A 21816-nucleotide genomic window follows, 5' to 3' on the forward strand; every position below is an offset into this window, starting at 1 on the left:
GGTTTTCCGAAATCGTACATATGGCTGGTTGACCGTACATTTGACCCTTGCGATCATGACTCGGGTCATGGAACCTATGCTGAATCGCTGTCAACGCCCGCGACCAGGCGTCCACATCAGCGCAGTTGGGGCACCTGAAGGGCAGGGTTCGTGCGGATATGCGGGTGGGGTTCGGGATGGGGGTCCCCCTCACCGCTCCGGCACGCGACGGGCATGATGCAACCGGCGGGCGGCTGTCGCATGTCTGTGCTCACGGCAGCCGACCATCGATTGGTCCAGGTACATGGGTCGGGGGCCCCATGGCCGGAATTCAACGACACACCAGAACACACGCAGTCCTGCTGCGTGCGGGGGGATGACCAATGACGTCGACGCCCAACGGCGCCGGGAAGCCCGAAGACCCTTCTCGAACGACCCAGCTCCGCCTGCCCGCCAACCTGCGCACCGGCGGTCACCGGCCGCGCCCCAAGAAGGCGCTGCCCCGGTACGACTACGAGCACTACAGCAGGCTCGCCGGCCCCCTCACCCAACCCGACCCCGCCAAGCCGTACACGGTCCAGTACCGCTCCCTGCTGTCCCAGGAGCCCCATCGGATACGGGCGGCCCTGCTGCTGGGCTCGGCGCCCCTCGTCTCCCTCGGACTGTTCATCTGGCTGATGCAGCCCTCCCACTGGACCGAGCGCGACCCCAACCTCAAGAACGACCTCCTCCTCGTCTTCGACGTCGTCATGCTCGTGTCCATCGGGCTGATCGAGCTGTTCCGCACGATGAACGTGCTCTCCAACGCGCACGCCACGCTGGTGGCGCGGGACCCGGTCCCCGTCGTCCCCGAGAACGGCACCAAGGTCGCGTTCCTCACCTCCTTCGTCCCGGGCAAGGAGCCCCTGGAGATGGTGACGAAGACCCTGGAGGCCGCCGTACGCATCCGCCACCGCGGGCTGATGCACGTCTGGCTGCTCGACGAGGGCGACGACCCCGCCGTCAAGGAGGTCTGCGAACGCCTCGGCGTCCACCACTTCTCCCGCAAGGGCGTCGCGAAGTGGAACCAGGAGAAGGGCCCCCACCGCGCCAAGACCAAGCACGGCAACTACAACGCCTGGCTTGAGGCCCACGGCGACGACTACGACTTCTTCGCCTCCGTCGACACCGACCACATCCCCCTGCCGAACTATCTGGAGCGGATGCTCGGCTACTTCCGCGACCCGGATGTCGGCTTCGTCATCGGCCCCCAGGTCTACGGCAACTACGACACCTTCGTCACCAAGGCCGCCGAGTCACAGCAGTTCCTCTTCCACGCCCTGATCCAACGCGCCGGCAACCGCTATGGCGCGCCCATGTTCGTGGGCACGTCCAACGCCGTGCGCATCAAGGCCATCAAGCAGATCGGCGGCCTGTACGACTCGATCACCGAGGACATGGCGACCGGCTTCGAGATGCACCGGGCCAAGAACCCGGCCTCCGGTCGGCTCTGGCGCTCGGTCTACACCCCCGACGTCCTCGCGGTCGGAGAGGGCCCCACGGCCTGGACCGACTTCTTCACCCAGCAGCTGCGCTGGTCGCGGGGGACGTACGAGACGATCCTCAAGCAGTACTGGAAGGGCTTCGGCAGCCTGCCGGCCGGCAAGCTCTTCAACTACACGATGATGATCATCTTCTATCCGATGTCCGCGCTGAACTGGATCCTCGCGGCGCTCAGCTGTGCGCTGTTCCTCGGCATGGGCGCATCGGGCGTCCAGATCGACCCACTGATCTGGATGATGCTCTACGGCAACGCCTCGGCGCTCCAGATCGGCCTCTACATCTGGAACCGCCGCCACAACGTCTCCCCCCACGAACCCGAGGGCTCCGGCGGTCTCGCCGGAATGGTGATGTCCGCGCTCTCCGCGCCCATCTACGCCCGCTCCCTGATGGACGCCGCGCTGCGCCGCAAGAGCAGCTTCGTGGTGACCCCCAAGGGCGACTCCTCCAGCCCCGACACCCTCTTCGGCACCTTCCGCATCCACCTCTTCTTCATCTTCGTCTTCGGCGCCTCCCTGGTCTCCTCCTTCTTCCTCGGGCACGACCATCCGGCGATGATCACCTGGGCCGTGCTGGCGCTGCTGATCACCGCCGCACCGATCCTCGTCTGGCAGCACGGCATCCACGAGGCCAAGAAGAAGAGCAGGCGTCGCCATGCGGGCGGGCACAAGCAGTCGTCGACCGACGGCCCTGCGCCGCAGATCCCCGGACCCCGTCCGGGCGAAGGCTCCGGCAACCCTGAAGAGACCATGCAGATCGCCCTTGGGGGACAGAAGAAATGAGTAGGCAGCCCGCTGTGACGAACTACCGCAAGAGACGCGCCCGTCGCATGGCGATCGGCGCGGCGGTGGTCATCGCGGTGGCCGGGATGAACGGGCCGGCGCTCTGGCGCTTCGGTGCGGAGAAGTACCACGAGTACGAGATCAACCAGCCGGAGTACAAGGCGGACAAGGGCCACTGGTCCTTCCTCGACGTCCCGTCCGAGTACCGGGTCAACGGGGTGCACGCCGCGGTGCTGCACACCGGCAAGGTCCTGATCATCGCGGGCTCCGGCAACAACCAGAAGAACTTCGACGCCAAGAAGTTCGAGACCGTCCTGTGGGACCCGAAGACCGAGGACTTCAAGCACATACCCACGCCCAAGGACCTGTTCTGCTCCGGCCACACCCAACTGCCCGACGGCAAGTTGCTGGTCGCCGGGGGCACCAAGCGGTACGAGAAGCTCAAGGGTGACGTCACCAAGGCCGGTGGGCTGATGATCGTCCACAACGAGGACCCGGACGAGCCCAAGACGCTTCCTGCCGGCACCAAGTTCACTTCGAAGAAGAGCGGCAAGACCTTCGTTTCGATGGACTCGCTGCTGGTGGAGAAGGCGAAGAAGGTCTTCGACCCCAAGACGGGCAAGGTCGTGCGCACCGAGAGCGGGCGCGGTCGCGTCTACGTCGAGGCGGAGAAGGCGGGCAAGAAGTTCGAGACGGGCGCCCAGGAGAACTTCCGGGTGCAGGGCCTCACCGGGGCCGACGCCCGCAATGTGTACGGCATGGCCCAGAAGCTCGCCCTGGACAAGAAGGACTTCCAGGGGATCAAGGACACCTACGAGTTCGACCCGGTCGCGGAGAAGTACATCCCCGTCGACCCCATGAACGAGGCCCGCTGGTACCCGACGCTCGCCACCCTGGAGGACGGCAAGGTACTCGCGGTCTCCGGGCTCAACGACATCGGGGAACTCGTCCCCGGCAAGAACGAGATCTTCGATCCCGCCACCAAGAAGTGGGAGTACGCGAAGAAGCTGCGGAAGTTCCCCACGTACCCGGCGCTGTTCCTGATGGACAACGGGAAGCTGTTCTTCACCGGCTCCAACTCCGGGTACGGCCTCGCCGACGAGGGGCGCGAGCCGGGCATCTGGGACGTGGAGACCGACACCTTCCAGAAGGTGCCCGGGATGAGTGATCCCGACCAGTTGGAGACCTCGGCGTCCGTGATGCTGCCGCCCGCCCAGGACCAGCGGTTCATGGTCATCGGAGGCGGCGGAATCGGCGAGTCCGAGGATTCGAGCGAGAAGTCCCGGCTCATCGACCTCAAGGAGGCCAAGCCGCGGTTCAAGGACGGCGCGACGCTGGAGAAGGGCACCCGCTATCCGAGCGCTTCGCTGCTGCCGGACGACACCGTCCTGGTCACGGGCGGTTCCGAGGACTACCGGGGGCGCGGGGGCACCAACATCCTCCAGGCGCGCACCTATGACCCGAGCAGCGGCACCTACAAGCGGGTCGCCGACCCGAACGTCGGGCGCAACTACCACTCCGGTTCGGTGCTGCTGCCCGACGGACGCGTGATGATCTTCGGTTCGGACTCGCTGTTCGGGGACAAGGCCAACACCAAGCCCGGTGTCTTCGAGCAGCGGATCGAGATCTACAAGCCCCCGTACCTCTTCGCGGACTCACGGCCCGAGGTGACCGGAGGGCCGAAGAAGATCGCCCGGGGCGGCACGGGGACGTTCGAGGTGACCAGTGACAAGCCGTTGAAGACGGCGAAGTTGATGCGGCCGAGCGCGGTCACCCACGTCACGGACGTCGACCAGCGCACGATCGCGCTGAAGACCACGCGGACCGAGGGCGGTATCGAGGTCACGGTGCCCAAGAACCGTGCGTTGGTGCCCGCCGGCTGGTACATGCTCTTCGTGACCGACGACCGGGGGACGCCCTCGGAGGCGGTGTGGGTCGAGGTGCCGTAGCCCGCCTTGGTGCGCGGCGGTCGTGATGGACGCATGGGCCCCGGCCGGTTGGCCGGGGCTCTCTCCTGTCCGCTGTGCCCGCTGCGCCCGTCGTGCCCCCTGCGTCGGGCCCGGGGGGTTATCTGCCGCTGGCGAGACCGAGGGCGTACTCCGCCCACCAGTCGCCCGCCTTCGGGCCACCCTTGCAGTCGCCGTCCGACTCCCCCGGTCGCTTGATCCACAGATATGCGTCCACCTGGGGATCGTCCGTCTTGACGGTCGGTGTGTCGCCAAGGGCGCGGCCCGGCGGGTTGCACCAGTTCTCCTTGGGGTCGCCGCCGGTGAAGGGGCCGTTGCCGTTCCTGCTGGTGTCGATGACGAACGGTTTGCCGCCGACCTTCGCGGAGAGCCGCTTGCCGAAGTCCTTGCTGGCGGCGGTGGGGTAGAAGTTGGAGACGTTGACGGAGAAGCCGTCGGCGTGGTCGATGCCGGCCCGCCGCAGTGGCTCGTGCAGGGCATCGGGCTGTGACCAGGCCGCGTTCCCCGCGTCGAGGTAGACCTTGGTGTTGGGCTGCTGCTTGAGCCGCTGGACGGCTTCCTTGAGCAGGTGGTACCGCTCGTCGTGGAACTCCTGCGGGGTACAGCTGTCGACGAGGTGGAGCACGGCGTCCGGCTCCAGGATCACCGTGGCCTTGCGGTCCCCGATGCCCTTGGCCACCTTGTCGACCCAGGCGCGGTAGGCGTTCCCGTCCGCGGCGCCGCCCTTGGAGAACTGTCCGCAGTCCCGGTGCGGAATGTTGTAGAGGACGAGCAGGGCTTCCCGGTCGGCCTCGGTGGCCTTCTTCGTCAGCTCCTCTGTGCGCTCGTCGGGCCGGTCGAGGCCGATCCACTCGGCGACGGGCTGGCCGGCTATCTTCATGATCAGATCGGCTTCGGCATCTTTGCCGTCCCCGCGGTACTCGGCGACCTGACGGGCCGCGTTACCCTCCGGATTGACCCAGTACGGAACGGTTTCCTTGGGGCGTTGGGTGACTTCCGCCTTTTCGTCGCCGCCGTCGGACGAACACCCCGCGGCCAGCAGCACCGCCCCCACCACCGCCAGCCGCACACCGGCACGACGGCCCAGACTCCCGAACATTCCACTCCCCCTCGGCCGCACGGTTCGCCGGTCGTCCAGAGCCTCCCCGCCGTTGGACAAGACCGGTACCGGCCATCCTGACACAACCGATCAACGGGCCACGAGACTTGCCGTACTCTCCCCGACCGGACCACGACCGGTGGTCGCCCGAACGCGTGGTGGCGCGTACGTACGGTGGTGGGGTCGGCGGCGGGCGTCAGCCCGTGCGGCTGACCGCGGTGAGATAGGCGGAGACGACGACGTTGGCCGCATAGCTGTCCGTCGCCCGGTCGAAGGTGCCGCCGCAGGTGATCAGCCGCAACTCCGCCCGGCCTGCCCGCCGCTGGCCGTACGCTTTGCGGGCGTCGAACCGGTCCCGCCCGAAGACCTGCACGTCGTCGATAGTGAACTCGGCCACCGATCCATCGGCCCGGCTGACCCGCACCTTCTGCCCCGGGCGGGCTGCGCTGAGTCCGTAGAAGACGGCCGGTGCGGTACGGGTGTCGACATGGCCGACCAAGAGCGACGCCCCCCTGGCGCCCGGCTGGGTGCCGGCTCCGTACCAACCGATGCTCTGCGCGCTCGCGTACGGGGGCGGTTCGATCGCCCCGGCCGCGTCCAGCCCGCGGGGCACGACCCGGGCGGCGACCCCGATCGAGGGAATCTCCACCCGCTGTGGTCTGGCCGGTTCCAGCGGCCGATGGGCCGGGGGCAATGGCACGGCCCGTGGTCGGCCGACGGCCGCGACATCACCTGTGGTGGGGCCCGATGCGGCACCGAGGCCACCGCTGTGCTCGCGACCCCACAGCCAGAGTCCGAGTAGCAGCATCGCCCAGGCCACTCCCATCAGCAGCCGGCCGGAACTCGACGGTCGCTCGGCGGGGGGCATCTCAGTCGGAGCCGGGGCGACGGCGACGGGAGGTGCGGATGGCGACCGCGACGGCAGCCACACCGGCGAGGACGAGTCCGATGATGGTGTGCGGGGTGCCGGGGCCGTCCGAGTCCTGCTGCCGGCGCTCGGCAGCGGCCAGTGCGGCGGTGCCGCCCCCGCCGGCCCGGACGGGCGCCACGGGTGACGGATGCGCGGGCCGCGCAGGGTCGTCTGTTCCGCCCACTCCCCCCACAGATTGGAACGTGCCGGCCGCCCGGTGGTCATGGCCGTCGCAGCGGACGGTGACGGCATGGCTGCCGGGGCTCAGCCGCGCCTTGACGACGGTGTGGCCGCTCAGCGCGGAGCCAGACCGGCTGCCGTAGGAGCCGGACCGGCCCTGCTCGGCGGATCCGGTGTCCCGGGCCTCGTACCGCTCCTGAGTACGGGCGTCCGATCGCCGCAGCTCCGCCGGGCCGCTGAACGCCGGCGAGGTCGCCAGGCCGGTACCGCCCCGACAGCCGTGCACCAGGATCTCCACCCGGTCCCCGGGGGTGACGCGCGCCGGCGAGACGGTGGCGCTCACGGAGTCATGGGCGCGGGCGGGGCCGGCAGCGGGGGCCAGCAGCAGGGCGGCGGCCGTCCCTGCGGCACCCGCGACCCCTGCCGCACGGAAAGCGATCGACCTGGTACGCATCGTGAACCTCCTGGTACCGCAAGGTTCACGCGCGCCGGTCGACGGCGCATCCCCAGTGGGGTCATCGGGTGACGCCCGCCCGGGGCGAGCCACTCGGACGGGACGGCCCCGAGTGCCTCAGATCCGGTCGACGAGGTCCGCAATGGAGTCGACGACGCTGGACGGACGGAACGGATAGCGGTCGATGCCCGCCGGCGTGGTCACTCCGGTCAGCACCAGGAAGGTCTCCATGCCGGCCTCCAGACCGGCGAGGACATCGGTGTCCATCCGGTCGCCGATCATGGCGCTGGTCTCGGAGTGGGCACCGATCGCGTTCAGCCCGGTCCGCATCATCAGCGGGTTGGGCTTTCCTGCGAAGTAGGGGTCCTTGCCGGTGGCCTTGGTGATCAGGGCGGCGACCGATCCCGCGGCCGGCAGCGGGCCCTCGGTGGACGGTCCGGTCTCGTCCGGGTTGGTGCAGATGAACCGGGCACCGCCGTTGATCAGGCGGATCGCCTTGGTCAGCGCCTCGAAGCTGTAGGTGCGGGTCTCGCCGAGCACCACGTAGTCGGGGTCGTGGTCGGTGAGGACGTAGCCGATGTCGTGGAGTGCGGTGGTGAGGCCGGCCTCACCGATGACGTACGCGGTGCCACCGGGCCGCTGGTCGTCCAGGAACCGGGCGGTGGCCAGCGCGGAGGTCCAGATGTTCTGCACGGGGACGTCGAGGCCCATGCGGGCGAGCCGGGCGTGCAGGTCACGGGCCGTGTAGATGGAGTTGTTGGTGAGGACCAGGAAGGGCCGCTCGGTCTCCCTCAGCTTCCTGATGAAGGCGTCGGCGCCCGGGATCGGCACACCCTCGTGGATCAGGACACCGTCCATGTCGGTCAGCCAGGATTCAATCGGCTTGCGCTCTGCCATCAACGGGGCTCCTGCCGTGCTGCGGCGTATGGAAATACGCGAATTACGCAAATTGCTCGGGATACAGGCGCCGGAGGCACGGCACTGTGTCACTCCGGCACCAACAGCCTAGTCAGGAAGTCCTGATCTTGACCCGGCACGGTCGACCGAGCGGCCCCGCGCGGGACCGTCCACCGCCGTGGCAGAGCGGCCCTGGTCTGCGGTGGGGGCATGGCGAGCCCCGGGCAGCAACGTCCGGGGCGGCTCTTTCGGGCAGGGCCCGGTACGCCGATTCAGTGGCCGAAACCCAGGGGATCGGGGCACGGTCGGAGTCAGCGACGGCGTGGGCGCAGCCGTCGGGACACCAGCGCCAGGACCGCCCCGCCGAGCAGGACCGTTCCGAGGGCGACCGCGAGGCGCGTCAGTGAGGTGGAGCCGGTGGTGGCGAGTTCTTCGCGGGTGACCGTGGCGCCGTCGCCCCGGTCGTCGAGTACGGCGAAGCGGTAGTCGTCGGACTCCCCCACCCAGTCACCGTCGCCGCCGCGGCGTTGGACGACGGCGGCCTTGACCGTGACCTGGTTGGGCGGGGTGTCGGTGGTCACCGCGAGCCGCACGCGAACGGTGAGGGTGGCCCGTGCGGGGACGGTGAAACCGCCCCGGTCGCCCTGGGCCCCGTCGCCGTCGAGCACCCCGATCAACTCGTCTTCGGAGGTCGATTCCAGGGGGGCGGGCTGCCATTGGGCGCGCTTGTCGTCGTAGAACTCCAGCATGAGCCGGGCTGGGTTCAGTCCGCGGTCCCGGGCGGCGAAGACGATCACCGGATGGATGTTGCGGCAGGCGCGGGCGGTGCTGTTGGTCAGCTCGACCGACCACTGCTCGAAACCGGCGCCCGGATGGTGGACCAGGGGGCCGCCGAGGATGCGGGTCCCGATGGGGAAGTCCTTGCCGGAGGGAGTGCCGCAGCGGGGTTGTCGGGCGGCGGCAGCGGAGTCGGCGGCGGCGGGCTCCACCGCTGCGAACGGCAGCAGAAAGGCGGCTGCGGCGACGCCGCTGCTGGTCAGGACTGTGCGCGTGCGCATGAGGGCGGCCTTTGCTGCTCGTACTGCTGCGGGCAGGTGATGGCGGTCGGGCTGTTGGTGGTGATGCTGCCGGGGTGTTGCCGCTGGTGGTGCTCTTCGGGAAGCAGGGACAGAGACAGGGCCGGGGCGGACGAGACGCTGGCACAGTCGGACCCGGCGGTGGGGGCGCCACGTCCGGCACGTGCCATAGGAGCGAGGCAAATCCGCCCTATTAGCGTATTTTCTGATCAATTTGAATGGAGCGCACCTCCGCGGGCCCGGACCCACGGCGAGGGGATGGCCGTCAATCCGGAGGGCCAGCGATCCGGAGGGCCAGCCGCAGCCGACCGCACAGATGACCACTCCGCGCCAGACCGGCTGCGCGGCGGAAGCGGCCCGCGCGAGTACCAGGCACCACGGGCCCGCCCCTGCTTAAGTGGGAGGCATGACAGGCACCGCCAGCCCCCTGCGCGTCGGACTGATCGGCTACGGCGTCGCGGGCTCCTTCTTCCACGCGCCCCTGATCGCGGCCACGAAGGACCTGACCCTGGACACGATCGTGACCTCGGACCCGGAGCGGCGGGAACGAGCCGGCGCCGAGTTCCCCGGGGTGCGCTTCGCGGCCCGCGCCGACGAACTGTGGGACCGCCCCGACCCGCTCGACCTCCTGGTGATCGCCTCCCCCAACAAGACCCATGTGCCCCTCGCCACCGAGGCCCTCACCCGAGGGCTCCCGGTCGTGGTCGACAAACCGCTCGCCGGCACGGCGGCCGAGGCCAGGGCCCTCGCCGCGCTCGCCGAAGAGCGCGGGCTGTTGCTGTCGGTGTTCCAGAACCGTCGCTGGGACGGGGACTTCCTGACACTGCGCCGACTGATCGAGGACGGCGCCCTGGGAGACGTACAGCGCTGCGAGTCCCGTTTCGAACGCTGGCGCCCGCAGCCCAAGGGCGGCTGGCGGGAGTCCGGCGATCCGCAGGAGATCGGCGGACTCCTCTTCGACCTCGGCAGCCATCTCGTCGACCAGGTGCTCACCCTCTTTGGCCCGGTGGTACGGGTCTACGCGGAAGCGGACGTCCGCCGCCCGGGTGCCGAGGCTGACGACGACACCTTCATCGCCCTCACCCATGCATCCGGCGTCCGCTCCCACCTGTTCATGAGCGCCACCACCGCCCAACTCGGCCCGCGCTTTCGCGTACTGGGCAGCAGTTCGGGCTTTGTGAAGTACGGGCTCGACCCACAGGAGGGCGAACTGCGCGCGGGCAGACGCCCCTCCCCCGACGTCCCCTGGGGAGTGGAGGACACCGCCCACTGGGGACGCACGGGGGCCGGCGAATCGCCGCTGACCGGAGGCGGCAGCCCGGTGGAGACCGTCCCGGGCGACTATCCGGCGTACTACGCGGCCATCGCCCGCGCCCTGCGGGACGGCACCGCTCCCCCGGTCACCGCGGAGCAGGCGGCTGCCGCACTGGACGTACTGGAGGCGGCGGCGCGCTCCGCCCGCGAAGGGATCACCGTCACCCTGCCCGTCTAGCAACCGGCACGTCCCGCCGGTCTCAGAGCAGGGGCCGGCCTCAGAGCAGGGAGTTCACCGGCCCGGCGGGGGTGTCCCGGTAGAGCACGGCCCGCTCGACCGCCGACCAGGCGGTCGTGGTGACGACATACAGCGCCGCGGCCAACGGCACCACCGCGACCGTGATCAGGGTGGCGAAGGACATCAGCGGAAGCACCGAGGTCATCGCGCCCATCCCGGGCAGCGCTTCCTGCGGCTGCGGGCTCGCCGCCAGCTGCTGCTTGGTACGGCGGTAGTTGAACACGGCGACCCCGGTGACGATCACGAAGAGGACGAGGTAGACAAGTCCTGCGTCGCCCCACGGACCGCCCTGCGCCAGGGCGTCGCTCCAGCGGTCGGCGAGCGGTGCGGCCAGCAGCGTATGGCTCAGCAGCCCATTGGGCTCGCCGCCGATGTGGGAGCTGGAGAACAGGTAGTACATCAGGAAGAACGCGGGCAACTGGAGCAGGCTGGGCAGGCAGCCCGCCAGCGGCGAAGTCCCCTCCTTCGCGTACAGCTTGGTCAGGGCCTCACTCAGCCGTTCGGGGTCCTTCGCATACCGGGTGCGCAGTTCCGCAACGCGCGGGGCGAGTTTGACCTTGGCCTGCTGGCCGCGGGCGGCGGCGCGGGAGAGCGGATGGACCGCGAGCCTCACCAGCGCGGTGAACAGGATGATCGCGGCGGCGGTCGCCGAGGTGTGGAACAGCGGTTGCAGCAGGTCGGCCAGGCGCTCGACCAGACTGGCGAAAACGGACATGGGGGAGCCCTCCGAGGGGTCTCGTCGTGCCGGAAGTGACGGATGTCGGCAGGACGAACCGCGTAGGGGCGAGGAACCGTGGAGTGCTACGCGGCCGTCGGAAGGGCGTGCCCGGGAGCCCGGGGCCTGGTGCGCCCCCTGGCGTCGGGATCGCGCTGCGGCAGGAAGGCGGTCCGCTGCTCACGGTCGCGCAGGGCCGTCCGCACCCGCGTGCGGGGGACGGGCGGGGCGCAGCGTGCGCTGATGACGGCGCACACGACGAGGGCCGTACCGGCCGCCGCGGTGGCGGTCGCGGCCAGGGCGACGGCGGCGGAGAGGCTGCTGCCGTCCGCGATCAGGAACTCCAGGACGAACAGGAGCGCGAGGACCGCGGGCTGGAGTCCGCGTGCGGAACGCCGGATGAGACCGTTCACACCCGCTCCCCCTCCGCTTGTCCGCTGCCCGTTCGTACCGCCCGTTATACAGGACCCCCCTCGGGCGGTGCGGGTTGCTCTCCTTCCCGGGCGCCCTCCCGGCCGTGGTCGGCGAACGGCGGAGCGAGACCGTGAGATCCCTTTGACTGCTATTCAAACTTTATGCCGGAAATCGCACTCGCTGCGACGTGTGGGGCGGGGGTGGTGTTCCTTGAAGTCAGCAGCCGCGCACGTCCGACGGGGAGTGCCCAACGCCACTCCTCCCCACCCCCGTACCGCAGTACGGTGTTCAGATGCGCCCCGACACGCCCGCCGATCACACTGCCGAAGCCGAACGCCTGCTGCGTACCGCGACGCAGTACCCGCAGGACAACGAACCGCTGCTCCTCCGTGCCGCAGCTCATCTCGAACTGGCCGGGGATCGCGAACGCGCCTCCACCCTCTACGACAGCCTGCTGGCGTCCGGGCCCGAGCACCCCCTTCTGGTGAAGGCGTTCCAGGCGGCGAACCTGTGGGAGTACGGGCACGAGGCCGAGGCCCGCGCCCTGATCGCCGGCATCCGGGCCGCGGCCCCCACCGATCCGGCGCCGTGGGAGATCGTGGCGGAGACGCTGGAGACCCACGACGAACTTGAGGCGTCGCACGACTGCTTCACCACGGCACTGACCCTGCTCCTCACCACGGACGAGGAGGACGTGCCGTACGAGATGCAAGCCCTGCTCAACGGTCGTCATCGGGTCCGTCGGCTGCTGGGCCGCGCCCACGACGCCTGGGACCAGTTGGCGGACCGGGTCCACACGGCCCAGGCGCCCATCTCCCTGGATGAGCTCCACGACCCCAAACGGCTGTGGTCGCTCGGCTCGGAGAATCCTGCCGAGCTGCGTGCCGAGATCGCCCGGCTCCGCTCCGAGCTGGGCTCCTACCGGTCGGCACTGTCGCGTCCGTTCCCGGTGGCCGTGCTGCACTGGCCGGAGACGGAGTTGCGGGAACTGCTGACGGGCTACCCGGTCCTGACCGTGGAGTATCCGACGCACGCGGACCATCTGGCGGGCATCGAGGCGTCCCTGCGCGAGTTGGCGTCTGCGGGTACCGGCAATCTCGGCATCGTGACGGGCACGGTTCCCTCGTACGAGGCGTTCGCCGCGTCCGAGCAGTCGTCGCCGGCCCATGCGGACCTGCTCCCCCAGTACGCGACGACCCTGGCCGCCCGGGGGCGTGCGGCGTCCTGGCCGCCGGCGAAGGGCGCATCGTGTTGGTGCGGCTCGACCGTCGCCTACCGGGAGTGCCACGGCGCGGAATCGGCCTGATCCACCGCCTCCGGGCGCAACCGCCCTCGTCAAAGGCAGTGGCGGGGGCCAGTAGCGCCCGTGCCCGACTGAGTAGGGGCTCAACACGGGTGCCGCCCCGTCACCGCCGTCGCTGAACGCGACGGCCCGGCGTTCCGTACTCCAGGGCACCTCCCCTGGTAGCCGGGTGCGGGACCGATCGCGCGGCACCCAACGAGCGTCGGCCACGCACCCGGCAGCCCTCAGCCGCCCAGTGCGTGCGCGACGGTGTAGATCACCAGACCGGCCAGGGCTCCCACCACCGTGCCGTTGATGCGGATGAACTGGAGGTCACGGCCGATGTGGGCCTCGATCTTCCGTGAGGTGTGCTCCGCATCCCAACCGGCGACGGTCTCGGAGATCAGCGAGGTGATCTCGCCGCGGTAGGTCGTCACCACGTACACCGCGGCGTCCTCGACCCACCCGTCGACCTTGCGTTGCAGACGCTCGTCTGTCGCCAACCGGGCACCCAGGGCCAACAGCGAGGCCCGTGCCCGCAACCGCAACTCGCTCCGGTCGTCCTCCGCAGCCGAAATGATCATGGCCCGTACGGAGGACCACGCGGAGGCGATCACATCCTGCACCTCAGTACGGGAGAGCAGGTCCGACTTCATCCGCTCCACCCGCGCACGGGTGTCCGTGTCCGACTGGAGGTCCGAGGCGAAGTCGGTCAGGAAGCGGTCGATCGCACCACGGGCCGGATGGCCCGGCATGTCGCGCATCTCGGTCACAAAGCGGAGCAGCTCCCGATAGACCCGCTCGCCCACCTTGCGGTCGACGAACCGCGGGGTCCAGCCGGGGGCACCGCCCTCCACCGCATCCATCACGGAGTCCGAGTGGGTGACCAGCCAGTCATGGGCGCGCGCACAGATCAGATCCACCGCACGGTGATGGGCGCCGTCGGCGACGACCTTCTCCAGCGTCTTGCCCACCCCCGGGGCGACCTCGACACTGTTCGCCCGCCGGGTGATGGCCTCACCGACCACCGCCTGCACATCGGAGTCGCGCAGCACCGTCAGCGCACCGCGCAGGGCGGTGGAGACCTCGGCCGTCACCCGGTCCGCATGGGCGGGCTCCGCGAGCCAGGCACCGAGCCTGCCGCCGATGCCGACGGACCGCAGCCGGGCGCGCACCACGTCCTCCGAGAGGAAGTTCTCCCCGACGAAGGAGCCGAGTGAGGCCCCGAGCTGGTCCTTCTTGTTGGGGATGATCGCCGTGTGGGGAATGGGGATGCCCAGGGGGTGACGGAAGAGCGCCGTCACCGCGAACCAGTCGGCGAGCGCACCGACCATGCCCGCCTCCGCGGCTGCTGCCACATAGCCCGCCCAGGGGCCGGCACCCGAATTCTTCGCCCAGGTGGCGAGGGCGAAGACGACGGCGACGAAGACCAGCAGACCGGTGGCGGTCAGCTTCATCCGCCGCACACCCCGCTGCTTCTCCTCATCGGCTTCCGTGTACGCGAAGGAGGGCAGTCCGCTGCGGCGCGCCGCACCCCCGGCGCCCGCGCCCCGATCCGCGGTGGACCGCACCCCCGGGCCGGGGGCACCGCCACCCGCGGGCGCGCCGGACGCCCCCTGTGACGCCGAAGCCGACTCCGGCTCCGGTCGTTCCCGATCTGTGCTGTTCATCCGCTCCACCCGTCCGCGCGCACCCGGTACGCATTGTCCCTACCCCAGGTACTCCCGGAACGCATCCTGAGTTCCCGAGCCCGCCACCGGGCCACGGCGGGAGCGGAGGTCAGTCCAGTTCCTTGCGCCGGTGGGACTCGCCTTCGCCCTGTTCCAGCCGCTCGCGCTCCGCGGCGCGCTCGGCCTTCAGCCGCTGCTTCTCGGCCTTCGTCCGCTTCCGCTCGACCCCGACCCCGCCCATCAGCGCGAACCCGGAGACCCGCACCCGCGGCGCCGAAGGATCGGGAGCCTGATCGCCGCCGTGCTCACCGAAGCCACCCATGAAACCGATGCCGTTGACCTCGACCTGGAGGTCCGGCGGCACGATCACGCTCACCCCGCCCATGACCGCGAAGCAGCGGATCTCCACCTCACGGGCCTCGAAGTGCGCTTCGCGCAGATCGAGCTCACCACCGCCCATCAAGGTGAAGGTGGTGAACAGCCGCGGTACCGTCCACGCCCCCCGCCGCTGGAACCCGCCCCAGAACGCGAAGGCGAACTTGGACCGGGCGATCGTGCCGCCGATCCGCTCGGACCAGGACGGCGTGCCCGCCGCAGCCACCGGCGCCACCCCGGCACCCACCCCGGCGGGCAGATCGCTCACCAGCGGCGCCAACTCGCCGTGGGTGCGCGCCTGATAGACGGCGTCCAGACGCTCCTCGAACTCCTCCATCGTGAGACGCCCCTCGGCCACCGCCTCACGCAGCCGCTCCGCGACCCGCTCGCGCTCACTGTCCGAGGCCCGCATCTCAGGGAGTTCACTCATATGCACCAGTTTAGGGGCCTGCCCCCGGGCGGCCATCGAGCGAGCGACAGCGAGTACGGGTGGTGTCCGTGCCGTACATGGGGTACGTGTCGTCCACACCCGAGCAGCAGCGGCCCCCGCGGTCAGTGCGCCGCAGCCCGCTCCGAGTACATCTTGGCGATCACGGCCTCGATGTCCGGCTCACGGATCGACAGGTCCACCACGGGATAGCGGGCGGCGAGCGCGGCCACCAACGGCGCAGCCGACTGCGACGCCGGGAACGCCAACCACTGCCGGGGCCCCTCCACCCGCACCGTACGCGCCGCCTCCACCTCCACCGGCGGCAACTCCCGCTCCAGGTCGACCACCAACGTCCGCTCGCTCTCGCCCACCTCGTGCAGACCCGCGAGCGCCCCGTCGTACATCAACCGCCCGTGGTCGATCACCATCACCCGTCGGCACAACTGCTCGATGTCGGTGAGGTCATGGGTCGTGAGCAACACCGTCGTACCGCGCTCGGCGTTCAGATCCCGCAGAAAGTCACGGACCTTCGCCTTGGAGACAACGTCGAGCCCGATCGTCGGCTCGTCGAGGTACAGCACCTCCGGATCGTGCAGCAACGCCGCCGCAATGTCACCGCGCATCCGCTGGCCCAGCGACAACTGTCGTACCGGAGTGTCGAGCAGCTCCGCCAGATCGAGCAGTTCGACACAACGGTCCATGTTCTCCTTGAACCGCCGGTCCGGAATCCGATACATCCGGTGCATCAACCGGTAGGAGTCCTTCAGGGGAAGGTCCCACCACAGCGTCGTCCGCTGCCCGAACACCACCCCGATGCGCCGCGCCAGCCGGGTGCGCTCCCGCGCCGGGTCGATGCCCGCCACCCGCAGCCGACCACCGCTCGGGGTCAGGATGCCCGTCAGCATCTTGATGGTCGTCGACTTGCCCGCGCCATTGGGCCCGATGTAACCCACCATCTCCCCCCGGGCCACGGTGAAGGTGATCCCGTCCACCGCGCGCACCTGCCGCTTCTCCCGGCGCAGCAGACCAGCGCGGCGGAACACGTCGAAGACCTTCTCCACCCCGTCCAACTCGATCAAGGCGTCCATGGTCGGCATCAGCTCCCTGTACTGCGGTACGAACGAAGACCGGCCCGCCAGGCCACGAGGGCGAGCCACCAACAGACGGCCGCAACCAGCGGCGGCAGATACGCCACCCAGTGCGGCACGTCGAGCGGATAGGGCCGCTCCAGCACCGCCAACGCCGGCAACCAGTTGACGAAGGCGAGCGGCACCACGAACGTCACCCCCCGCACCAGATCCCTGCTGAAGACCGTCGGCGGGTACTGCAAGACCGTGTTGCCGCCGTAGGTGACGGCGTTCTGCACCTCGGACGCGTCCTGCGCCCAGAACTGGAAGGAGGCACCGGCGACGAACACCGCCGAGAAGATCACCGCCCCGCTGACCACCATCATCGGGACCATCAACACCTTCACCAGGCCCCAGTCCACGTCGACCGTCACCAGGCCGTAGCCGAGGACCGCCAACCCCTGGGTGATCCGACCGACCCGGCGCAGCGCGAACCGGTCCGCCGCCACCTGCGCGAGCACGGGCGCTGGCCGCACCAACAACGTGTCCAGCGTGCCGTCCCGCACCCGCCGCCCCAACCGCTCCGTGGACCCCATGAACAGGTCCGACAGACCGAAGGACGTCGCCGCGGCACCATAGAGGAAGGCGATCTCCGCCAGCCGGTAGCCGCCGAGACTGTCGATGTGCACGAACATCAACAGGATGGCGAGGAAGTCGAAACCGGTGATCGCGAAGCTCGTGATCGTCGTCATCACGAACGACGCCCGGTACGCCATCGTCGACCGCACCCACATCGCCACGATCAACCCGTACGCGCGCAGCCCGTCGACCGTCGCGGCCCACCGCCCCTGCCGCTCCCATGGATCGGACGCGACGACCGGCACCTCGGTGGCATCCCGCTCCGGGCCGACCGCGACCGCCGTCCGCGATGGCTCAGCCACCCTGCACCACCACCCTGCGCGTCGCCGCCGTCTGCACCAACCGGCCCAACGCCAACAGCGCCAGCGCCCAACCCGCCTGGAACGCGTACGCCTCCACCACCTGCCACCCGGTGGTACGTCCGAGGAACACATCGGCCGGCACCTGCAACAGCGACGACCAGGGCAGCGCCCGCGCCACCTCGCCCAACACCCCGGGAAAGAGGGTCAACGGCAGCAGCATCCCGGAGAAGAACATGCCCGCGAGCCAACTGAGCTGCGCCACTCCCGCCCCGTCCAACAACCAGAACGCGGACAGCGCCACCAGGAACCGCAGGGCAAAGCTGACCACCAGGGCCAGCGCCACGCACCCCGAGAACGCCACCCAGGTCAACACCGAACCGGGAAGCGCCAGATCGAACGCGAGAGCCCCGATCGCCATGGGAACGACACCCCGACCCACCAACTGGAACAGCGCCCGCCCCAGATCGCACGCCAACCACCACAGCTGGAAATCGGCGGGCCGGTACAGGTCGACGGCGATGTCACCCGTACGGATGCGCTCGATCAGCTCAACCTCGAAGCCCCCGCCCATCAGGGCACCCGCCGCCAACAGCGCCTGCCCGAGCCAGACGAAGGTCACCGCCTGCGAGACGTCATAACCGCCCAACTGGGGACGCTCGTCCCAGAGGGCCATGTAGGCGTACGCCATGATGAATCCGAAGACGGTGTTGGTGAACACCCCCGCGGCCGTCGCCATGCGGTAGGTCGAGTACCGCCGGAACCAACCGATCAGAACGACCCCGTAGAGTCGCACGCCCTCACCCCCTCTTCCGTACGGCCTCAGCGCACGACACCAAAGCGCAAGACCGTAGCCCAATCGGGCCGACAGCCGCGACGCAATAATGACGGCGGTCCGGGAGATATCCCCCTGAAAGTGCACTATGGGCATATGAGTCAGGAGCCCCAGCAGGGTTGGACCCCCCGGGACGAGACCGTCTCGGCACCCGGGCAGCCGCAGCCGCGCGGGAGCCGGCCCCGACGCACCGGCTGGCGGCGCCTCGTACCCACCTGGCGCATGGTCCTCGGGGCGATCCTGCTGATCGCCCTCCTCCTGATCGGCGGCTTCGCGGCCGGATACCTGCTCGTCGACATCCCGCCCGCCAACGCCACCGCGACCGCCCAGTCCAACGTCTACCTCTACGCGGACGGCACCCAGATCGCCCGGGACGGCGAGGTCAACCGGGAGAACGTCCAACTCTCCCAGGTCCCCCTGACCGTGCAACGCGCCGTCCTGGCAGCCGAGGACCGCAACTTCTACTCCGAACGGGCCGTCGACCCCAAGGCCATGGTCCGCGCCGCCTGGAACACCCTCACCGGAAAGGGCAAACAATCCGGCTCCACCATCACCCAGCAGTACGTCAAGAACTACTACCTCGGCCAGGAACAGACCCTCTCCCGGAAGTGGAAGGAGTTCTTCATCTCGATCAAGCTCAGCCGGGAGCAGAGCAAGTCCGAAATCCTCCAGGGATACCTCAACACCAGCTACTTCGGCCGCAACGCCTATGGGATCCAGGCGGCGGCACAGGCGTACTACGGCAAGGACATCGAGGACGTCGACACCGCCGAAGGCGCCTACCTCGCCTCACTCCTGAACGCGCCCACCGCATACGACGTCACCACCCACCCCGAGAACCGGGGCGCCGCCCTCGGCCGCTGGAACTACACGCTCGACGGCATGGTCAAGGAGGGCTGGCTCGACGAGGCCGAACGGGTGACGATGACCTTCCCCGTACCGCAGAAGGCCAAGCCCGCCATCGGGCTCTCGGGCCAACGCGGCTATGTCGTCCAAGCCGTCGAGGAGTACGTGACCGGCCACGACATCATCGACGAGAACACCCTGGCCGCCGGCGGCTACCGCCTCACCACCACCCTCCAGCGCGCCAAGCAGGACGCGTTCGTCGAAGCCGTCGACGACGAGGTGACCTCACGGCTCGACCCGGACCGCAAGGCCGACCGCAACGTACGCGTCGGCGGTGCGTCCATCGACCCCGAATCCGGGGAGGTCGTCGCCCTGTATGGCGGCGTCGACTACACCCGCCAGTACGTCAACAACGCGACCCGCCGCGACTACCAGGTCGGCTCCACGTTCAAGCCCTTCGTCTTCACCTCGGCCGTGGAGAACGACTCCCGCACCCAGGACGGCCGGCGCATCACCCCAGAAACCGTCTACGACGGCACCGACCAACGGCCCGTACGCGGCTGGCGCGGAGGCCGCTACGCCCCCGAGAACGAGGGCGGCATCTCCTACGGCCCCATCACGGTCCGCGAGGCCACCGACCGTTCCGTGAACTCCGTGTACGCCCAGATGGCGGTCGACGTGGGACCCACCAGGGTCCGCCGGACCGCGATCGACCTCGGCATCCCGGCCACCACCCCGGATCTGACGGCCAGCCCCTCCATCGCACTGGGACCCGCGACGGCGAGCGTGCTCGACCTGGCCGAGGCGTACGCCACCCTCGCCAACCACGGCCGCCACGGCACCTACACCCTCGTCAGCAAGATCACCAAGGATGGCGCGGCCGTGGCACTGCCGAAGGCCGACACCAGACAGGTCGTCAGCCGGGAGGCCGCCGACACCACCACCTCCGTCCTCCAGAGCGTCGTCGACGAGGGCACCGGAACCGCCGCGCAGTCCGCCGGACGCCCGGCAGCGGGCAAGACCGGCACCGCGGAGGAGGACAAGGCCGCCTGGTTCGCCGGCTACACCCCCCAGCTCGCCACCGTCGTCGCCGTGATGGGCCAGGACCCGGACACCGGCGTACAGAAATCCCTGTACGGGGCACTCGGCCTGCCCCGGATCAACGGCGGCGGAGCACCCGCACGCATCTGGGGACAGTTCACCGGGGCCGCGCTCGAAGGCACCGAGATCACCGAATTCGACCTACGACTGGAACCGGGCGCAAACGAACCGGAACCCCTCCCCGAATCGTCCGACGAGGACCCGTCCCCCTCCCCGTCCGACACCGACGAAAGCCCCTCGCCCGAGCCCAGCGAACAGAGCCCCGACGAAAGCGGGGCTCCCAGCGAAGAGCCCTCGGGGACCGACACGGGCAGCACCGGCACCGGAGACGGCGACACGGGTCGGGGCGACAGCAGCGCGCCCCAAGAAAGCGGACCGGCAGGGTCCGGCTACGATCCACGACCCGGCGGCGGCCACCACCAAGGGCCTCCGGACCACGGCAGATACCAGGACACCGGTCCCGGACCGCGCAGACCCGACGGGCGCCCGGGAGAGGAGCAACCCGGCGTACCCCCGCCGAACCACCACAACGTGCCGATCCGCCAGGACCGGGCCGACGAGCAGAGGTGACGGACGCCCTCGGCGTCGCCACCTCCACCCGCACCGCGACTTCTCTTGTGCTGCGGTCCTCAGTGACCCGAGGTCGCCTTCAGCCCGACCACCGCGACCAGCAGCAGCGAGACAAAGAAGATCCGGGCGGCCGTCACCGGCTCGTTGAGGGCCACCATGCCCACGATCGCCGCACCTGCGACGCCGATCCCGACCCACACGCCGTACGCGGTACCGATCGGTAGCGTCTTGGCCGCCTGGGCCAGCAGCACCATGCTCGCGAAGATGCCGGGACCCGTGAACACACTGGGCCAGAGCCAGTCCCGGCGGCTCGGTCAGCCCCGGTCGGCCCCGGTCGGCTCCGGTCGGCTCTCGTTGGCCCCGGTCGGCTCCGGTCAGAGATAGAGCCCGGTGGAGTCCTCGGAGCCCTGGAAGCGATCGGCGGCCACCGCATGCAGATCGCGCTCGCGCATCAGGACGTACGCCACCCCGCGGACCTCGACCTCGGCCCGGTCCTCGGGGTCGTACAACACCCGGTCACCGGTCTCCACGGTCCGCACGTTCTGACCCACCGCAACGACCTCGGCCCACGCCAGACGTCGACCGACCGCCGCGGTCGCCGGAATCACGATGCCACCCGTGGACCGACGCTCGCCCTCCGGGCCGTCGGTGCGCACCAGCACGCGGTCGTGCAACATGCGAATGGGCAGCTTGTCGTGCTGGGTGCCGTGCTCATGACTGTTGGGGCTCACGCGATGAACCTACCTGCCCCCGGGCGGTTCCCCCGCCCAAGGGTCAGGGACGGCGCTTACGTCCGGCCGAAACGGCCATCAGGCCCACCAGCCCGACCACGGCCACCACCACCGGAACCAGCCGCTCCAGTCGCGGTTCGCCGTCGGGCGAGACGAACACCGACCGCACGTCCGACACCTTGCGATTGACCGCGGCGAAGGCCCGGCCCGCGGTCTGATCGACCGTGGAAGCCGCCTTCGCCTTCGCATCGCCGATGATCGTCTTCGGGTGCACCCGCACCCCGATCTCGTCGAGCGTCTCGGCAAGCTGGTCGCGCCTGCGGACGATGTCCGCTTCGATCTGCGCAGGGGTCCTCGCGTCCGACACCGCGCTGCCTCCGTGGTCGTGTCCAGTGGTACTCCGTCGA

General features: G+C 69.6%; 19 protein-coding genes and 1 pseudogene. 5 read left to right on the top strand and 15 right to left on the bottom strand.

Annotated features, from left to right (window positions below):
• Nucleotides 1-362: 362 nt before the first annotated feature.
• Together ABZ348_RS21975 and ABZ348_RS21980 are read left to right on the top strand one after the other, a co-directional pair.
• Nucleotides 363-2300, top strand: coding sequence for a glycosyltransferase family 2 protein (locus ABZ348_RS21975; protein WP_358935522.1), 1938 nt, complete (start codon nt 363-365; stop codon nt 2298-2300).
• Nucleotides 2297-4249 (top strand): galactose oxidase-like domain-containing protein, encoded by a 1953-nt coding sequence (locus ABZ348_RS21980; protein WP_358935524.1) that lies wholly within the window; start codon nt 2297-2299, stop codon nt 4247-4249. The genes ABZ348_RS21975 and ABZ348_RS21980 overlap by 4 nt, the downstream gene beginning before the upstream one ends.
• A 118-nt stretch (nt 4250-4367) precedes the next feature.
• Here the strand turns inward: ABZ348_RS21980 and ABZ348_RS21985 are convergent, their stop codons facing one another.
• The 5 genes from ABZ348_RS21985 to ABZ348_RS22005 form a co-directional block, all read right to left on the bottom strand.
• Nucleotides 4368-5366, bottom strand: a complete 999-nt coding sequence (locus tag ABZ348_RS21985) for a glycoside hydrolase family 6 protein (RefSeq protein ID WP_358935526.1) — start codon at nt 5364-5366, stop codon at nt 4368-4370.
• Between the two features lie 196 nt (nt 5367-5562).
• Entirely contained in the window at nt 5563-6234 is a 672-nt protein-coding gene (locus ABZ348_RS21990) for a class F sortase (RefSeq protein ID WP_358935528.1), read from the bottom strand.
• Nucleotide 6235: 1 nt separating this feature from the next.
• Nucleotides 6236-6910, bottom strand: a complete 675-nt coding sequence (locus ABZ348_RS21995) for a hypothetical protein (protein ID WP_358935530.1) — start codon at nt 6908-6910, stop codon at nt 6236-6238.
• A gap of 117 nt (nt 6911-7027) precedes the next feature.
• Nucleotides 7028-7807 carry an HAD-IIA family hydrolase gene (locus ABZ348_RS22000; RefSeq protein WP_329019457.1) on the bottom strand — a complete coding sequence of 260 codons (780 nt, stop codon included), beginning with the start codon at nt 7805-7807 and terminating at the stop codon, nt 7028-7030.
• Nucleotides 7808-8118: 311 nt separating this feature from the next.
• On the bottom strand, nt 8119-8865 hold the full coding sequence (locus ABZ348_RS22005) for a hypothetical protein (protein WP_358935532.1): 747 nt from the start codon (nt 8863-8865) through the stop codon (nt 8119-8121).
• Between the two features lie 424 nt (nt 8866-9289).
• Here ABZ348_RS22005 and ABZ348_RS22010 point away from each other — a divergent pair, with 424 nt between their 5' ends.
• Nucleotides 9290-10375: a Gfo/Idh/MocA family oxidoreductase gene (locus ABZ348_RS22010; RefSeq protein WP_358935534.1), complete on the top strand. Its 1086-nt coding sequence runs from the start codon at nt 9290-9292 to the stop codon at nt 10373-10375.
• A gap of 40 nt (nt 10376-10415) precedes the next feature.
• Here ABZ348_RS22010 and ABZ348_RS22015 read toward each other — a convergent pair whose 3' ends face one another.
• Together ABZ348_RS22015 and ABZ348_RS22020 are read right to left on the bottom strand one after the other, a co-directional pair.
• Entirely contained in the window at nt 10416-11150 is a 735-nt protein-coding gene (locus tag ABZ348_RS22015; protein ID WP_358935536.1) for a YidC/Oxa1 family membrane protein insertase, read from the bottom strand.
• 86 nt (nt 11151-11236) lie between these two features.
• Nucleotides 11237-11563: a DUF6412 domain-containing protein gene (locus tag ABZ348_RS22020; RefSeq protein ID WP_358935538.1), complete on the bottom strand. Its 327-nt coding sequence runs from the start codon at nt 11561-11563 to the stop codon at nt 11237-11239.
• 293 nt (nt 11564-11856) lie between these two features.
• Here ABZ348_RS22020 and ABZ348_RS22025 point away from each other — a divergent pair, with 293 nt between their 5' ends.
• Nucleotides 11857-12870: a hypothetical protein gene (locus tag ABZ348_RS22025; protein ID WP_358935540.1), complete on the top strand. Its 1014-nt coding sequence runs from the start codon at nt 11857-11859 to the stop codon at nt 12868-12870.
• A 221-nt stretch (nt 12871-13091) separates the two neighbouring features.
• On the opposite strand, the gene ABZ348_RS22030 is transcribed toward ABZ348_RS22025, so the two are convergent.
• The 5 genes from ABZ348_RS22030 to ABZ348_RS22050 form a co-directional block, all read right to left on the bottom strand.
• Nucleotides 13092-14516, bottom strand: a complete 1425-nt coding sequence (locus ABZ348_RS22030; protein ID WP_358935542.1) for a DUF445 domain-containing protein — start codon at nt 14514-14516, stop codon at nt 13092-13094.
• 109 nt (nt 14517-14625) lie between these two features.
• Nucleotides 14626-15321 (bottom strand): DUF1707 domain-containing protein, encoded by a 696-nt coding sequence (locus ABZ348_RS22035; RefSeq protein ID WP_358935544.1) that lies wholly within the window; start codon nt 15319-15321, stop codon nt 14626-14628.
• Between the two features lie 122 nt (nt 15322-15443).
• A complete protein-coding gene (locus ABZ348_RS22040; protein WP_358935734.1) occupies nt 15444-16409 on the bottom strand; it encodes an ATP-binding cassette domain-containing protein in 966 nt (321 codons plus the stop codon).
• 8 nt (nt 16410-16417) lie between these two features.
• Nucleotides 16418-17272 carry an ABC transporter permease gene (locus ABZ348_RS22045; protein WP_358935735.1) on the bottom strand — a complete coding sequence of 285 codons (855 nt, stop codon included), beginning with the start codon at nt 17270-17272 and terminating at the stop codon, nt 16418-16420.
• Between the two features lie 49 nt (nt 17273-17321).
• Nucleotides 17322-18122 (bottom strand): ABC-2 family transporter protein, encoded by an 801-nt coding sequence (locus ABZ348_RS22050; protein WP_358935545.1) that lies wholly within the window; start codon nt 18120-18122, stop codon nt 17322-17324.
• Between the two features lie 135 nt (nt 18123-18257).
• On the opposite strand from ABZ348_RS22050, the gene ABZ348_RS22055 reads away from it, so the two are divergent.
• On the top strand, nt 18258-20678 hold the full coding sequence (locus ABZ348_RS22055) for a transglycosylase domain-containing protein (RefSeq protein WP_358935547.1): 2421 nt from the start codon (nt 18258-18260) through the stop codon (nt 20676-20678).
• Nucleotides 20679-20737: 59 nt separating this feature from the next.
• Here ABZ348_RS22055 and ABZ348_RS22060 read toward each other — a convergent pair.
• The 3 genes and pseudogenes from ABZ348_RS22060 to ABZ348_RS22070 form a co-directional block, all read right to left on the bottom strand.
• Nucleotides 20738-20974: pseudogene (locus ABZ348_RS22060) on the bottom strand (SMR family transporter); the annotation flags it as partial.
• A gap of 78 nt (nt 20975-21052) precedes the next feature.
• Complete coding sequence (locus ABZ348_RS22065) at nt 21053-21409, bottom strand: co-chaperone GroES (protein ID WP_358877425.1); 357 nt, start codon at nt 21407-21409, stop codon at nt 21053-21055.
• A gap of 43 nt (nt 21410-21452) precedes the next feature.
• A complete protein-coding gene (locus ABZ348_RS22070) occupies nt 21453-21776 on the bottom strand; it encodes a DUF3618 domain-containing protein (RefSeq protein ID WP_358935549.1) in 324 nt (107 codons plus the stop codon).
• Nucleotides 21777-21816: the final 40 nt, after the last annotated feature.

It is taken from the genome of Streptomyces sp. NPDC005963 (assembly GCF_040638655.1).
Taxonomy (GTDB): domain Bacteria; phylum Actinomycetota; class Actinomycetes; order Streptomycetales; family Streptomycetaceae; genus Streptomyces.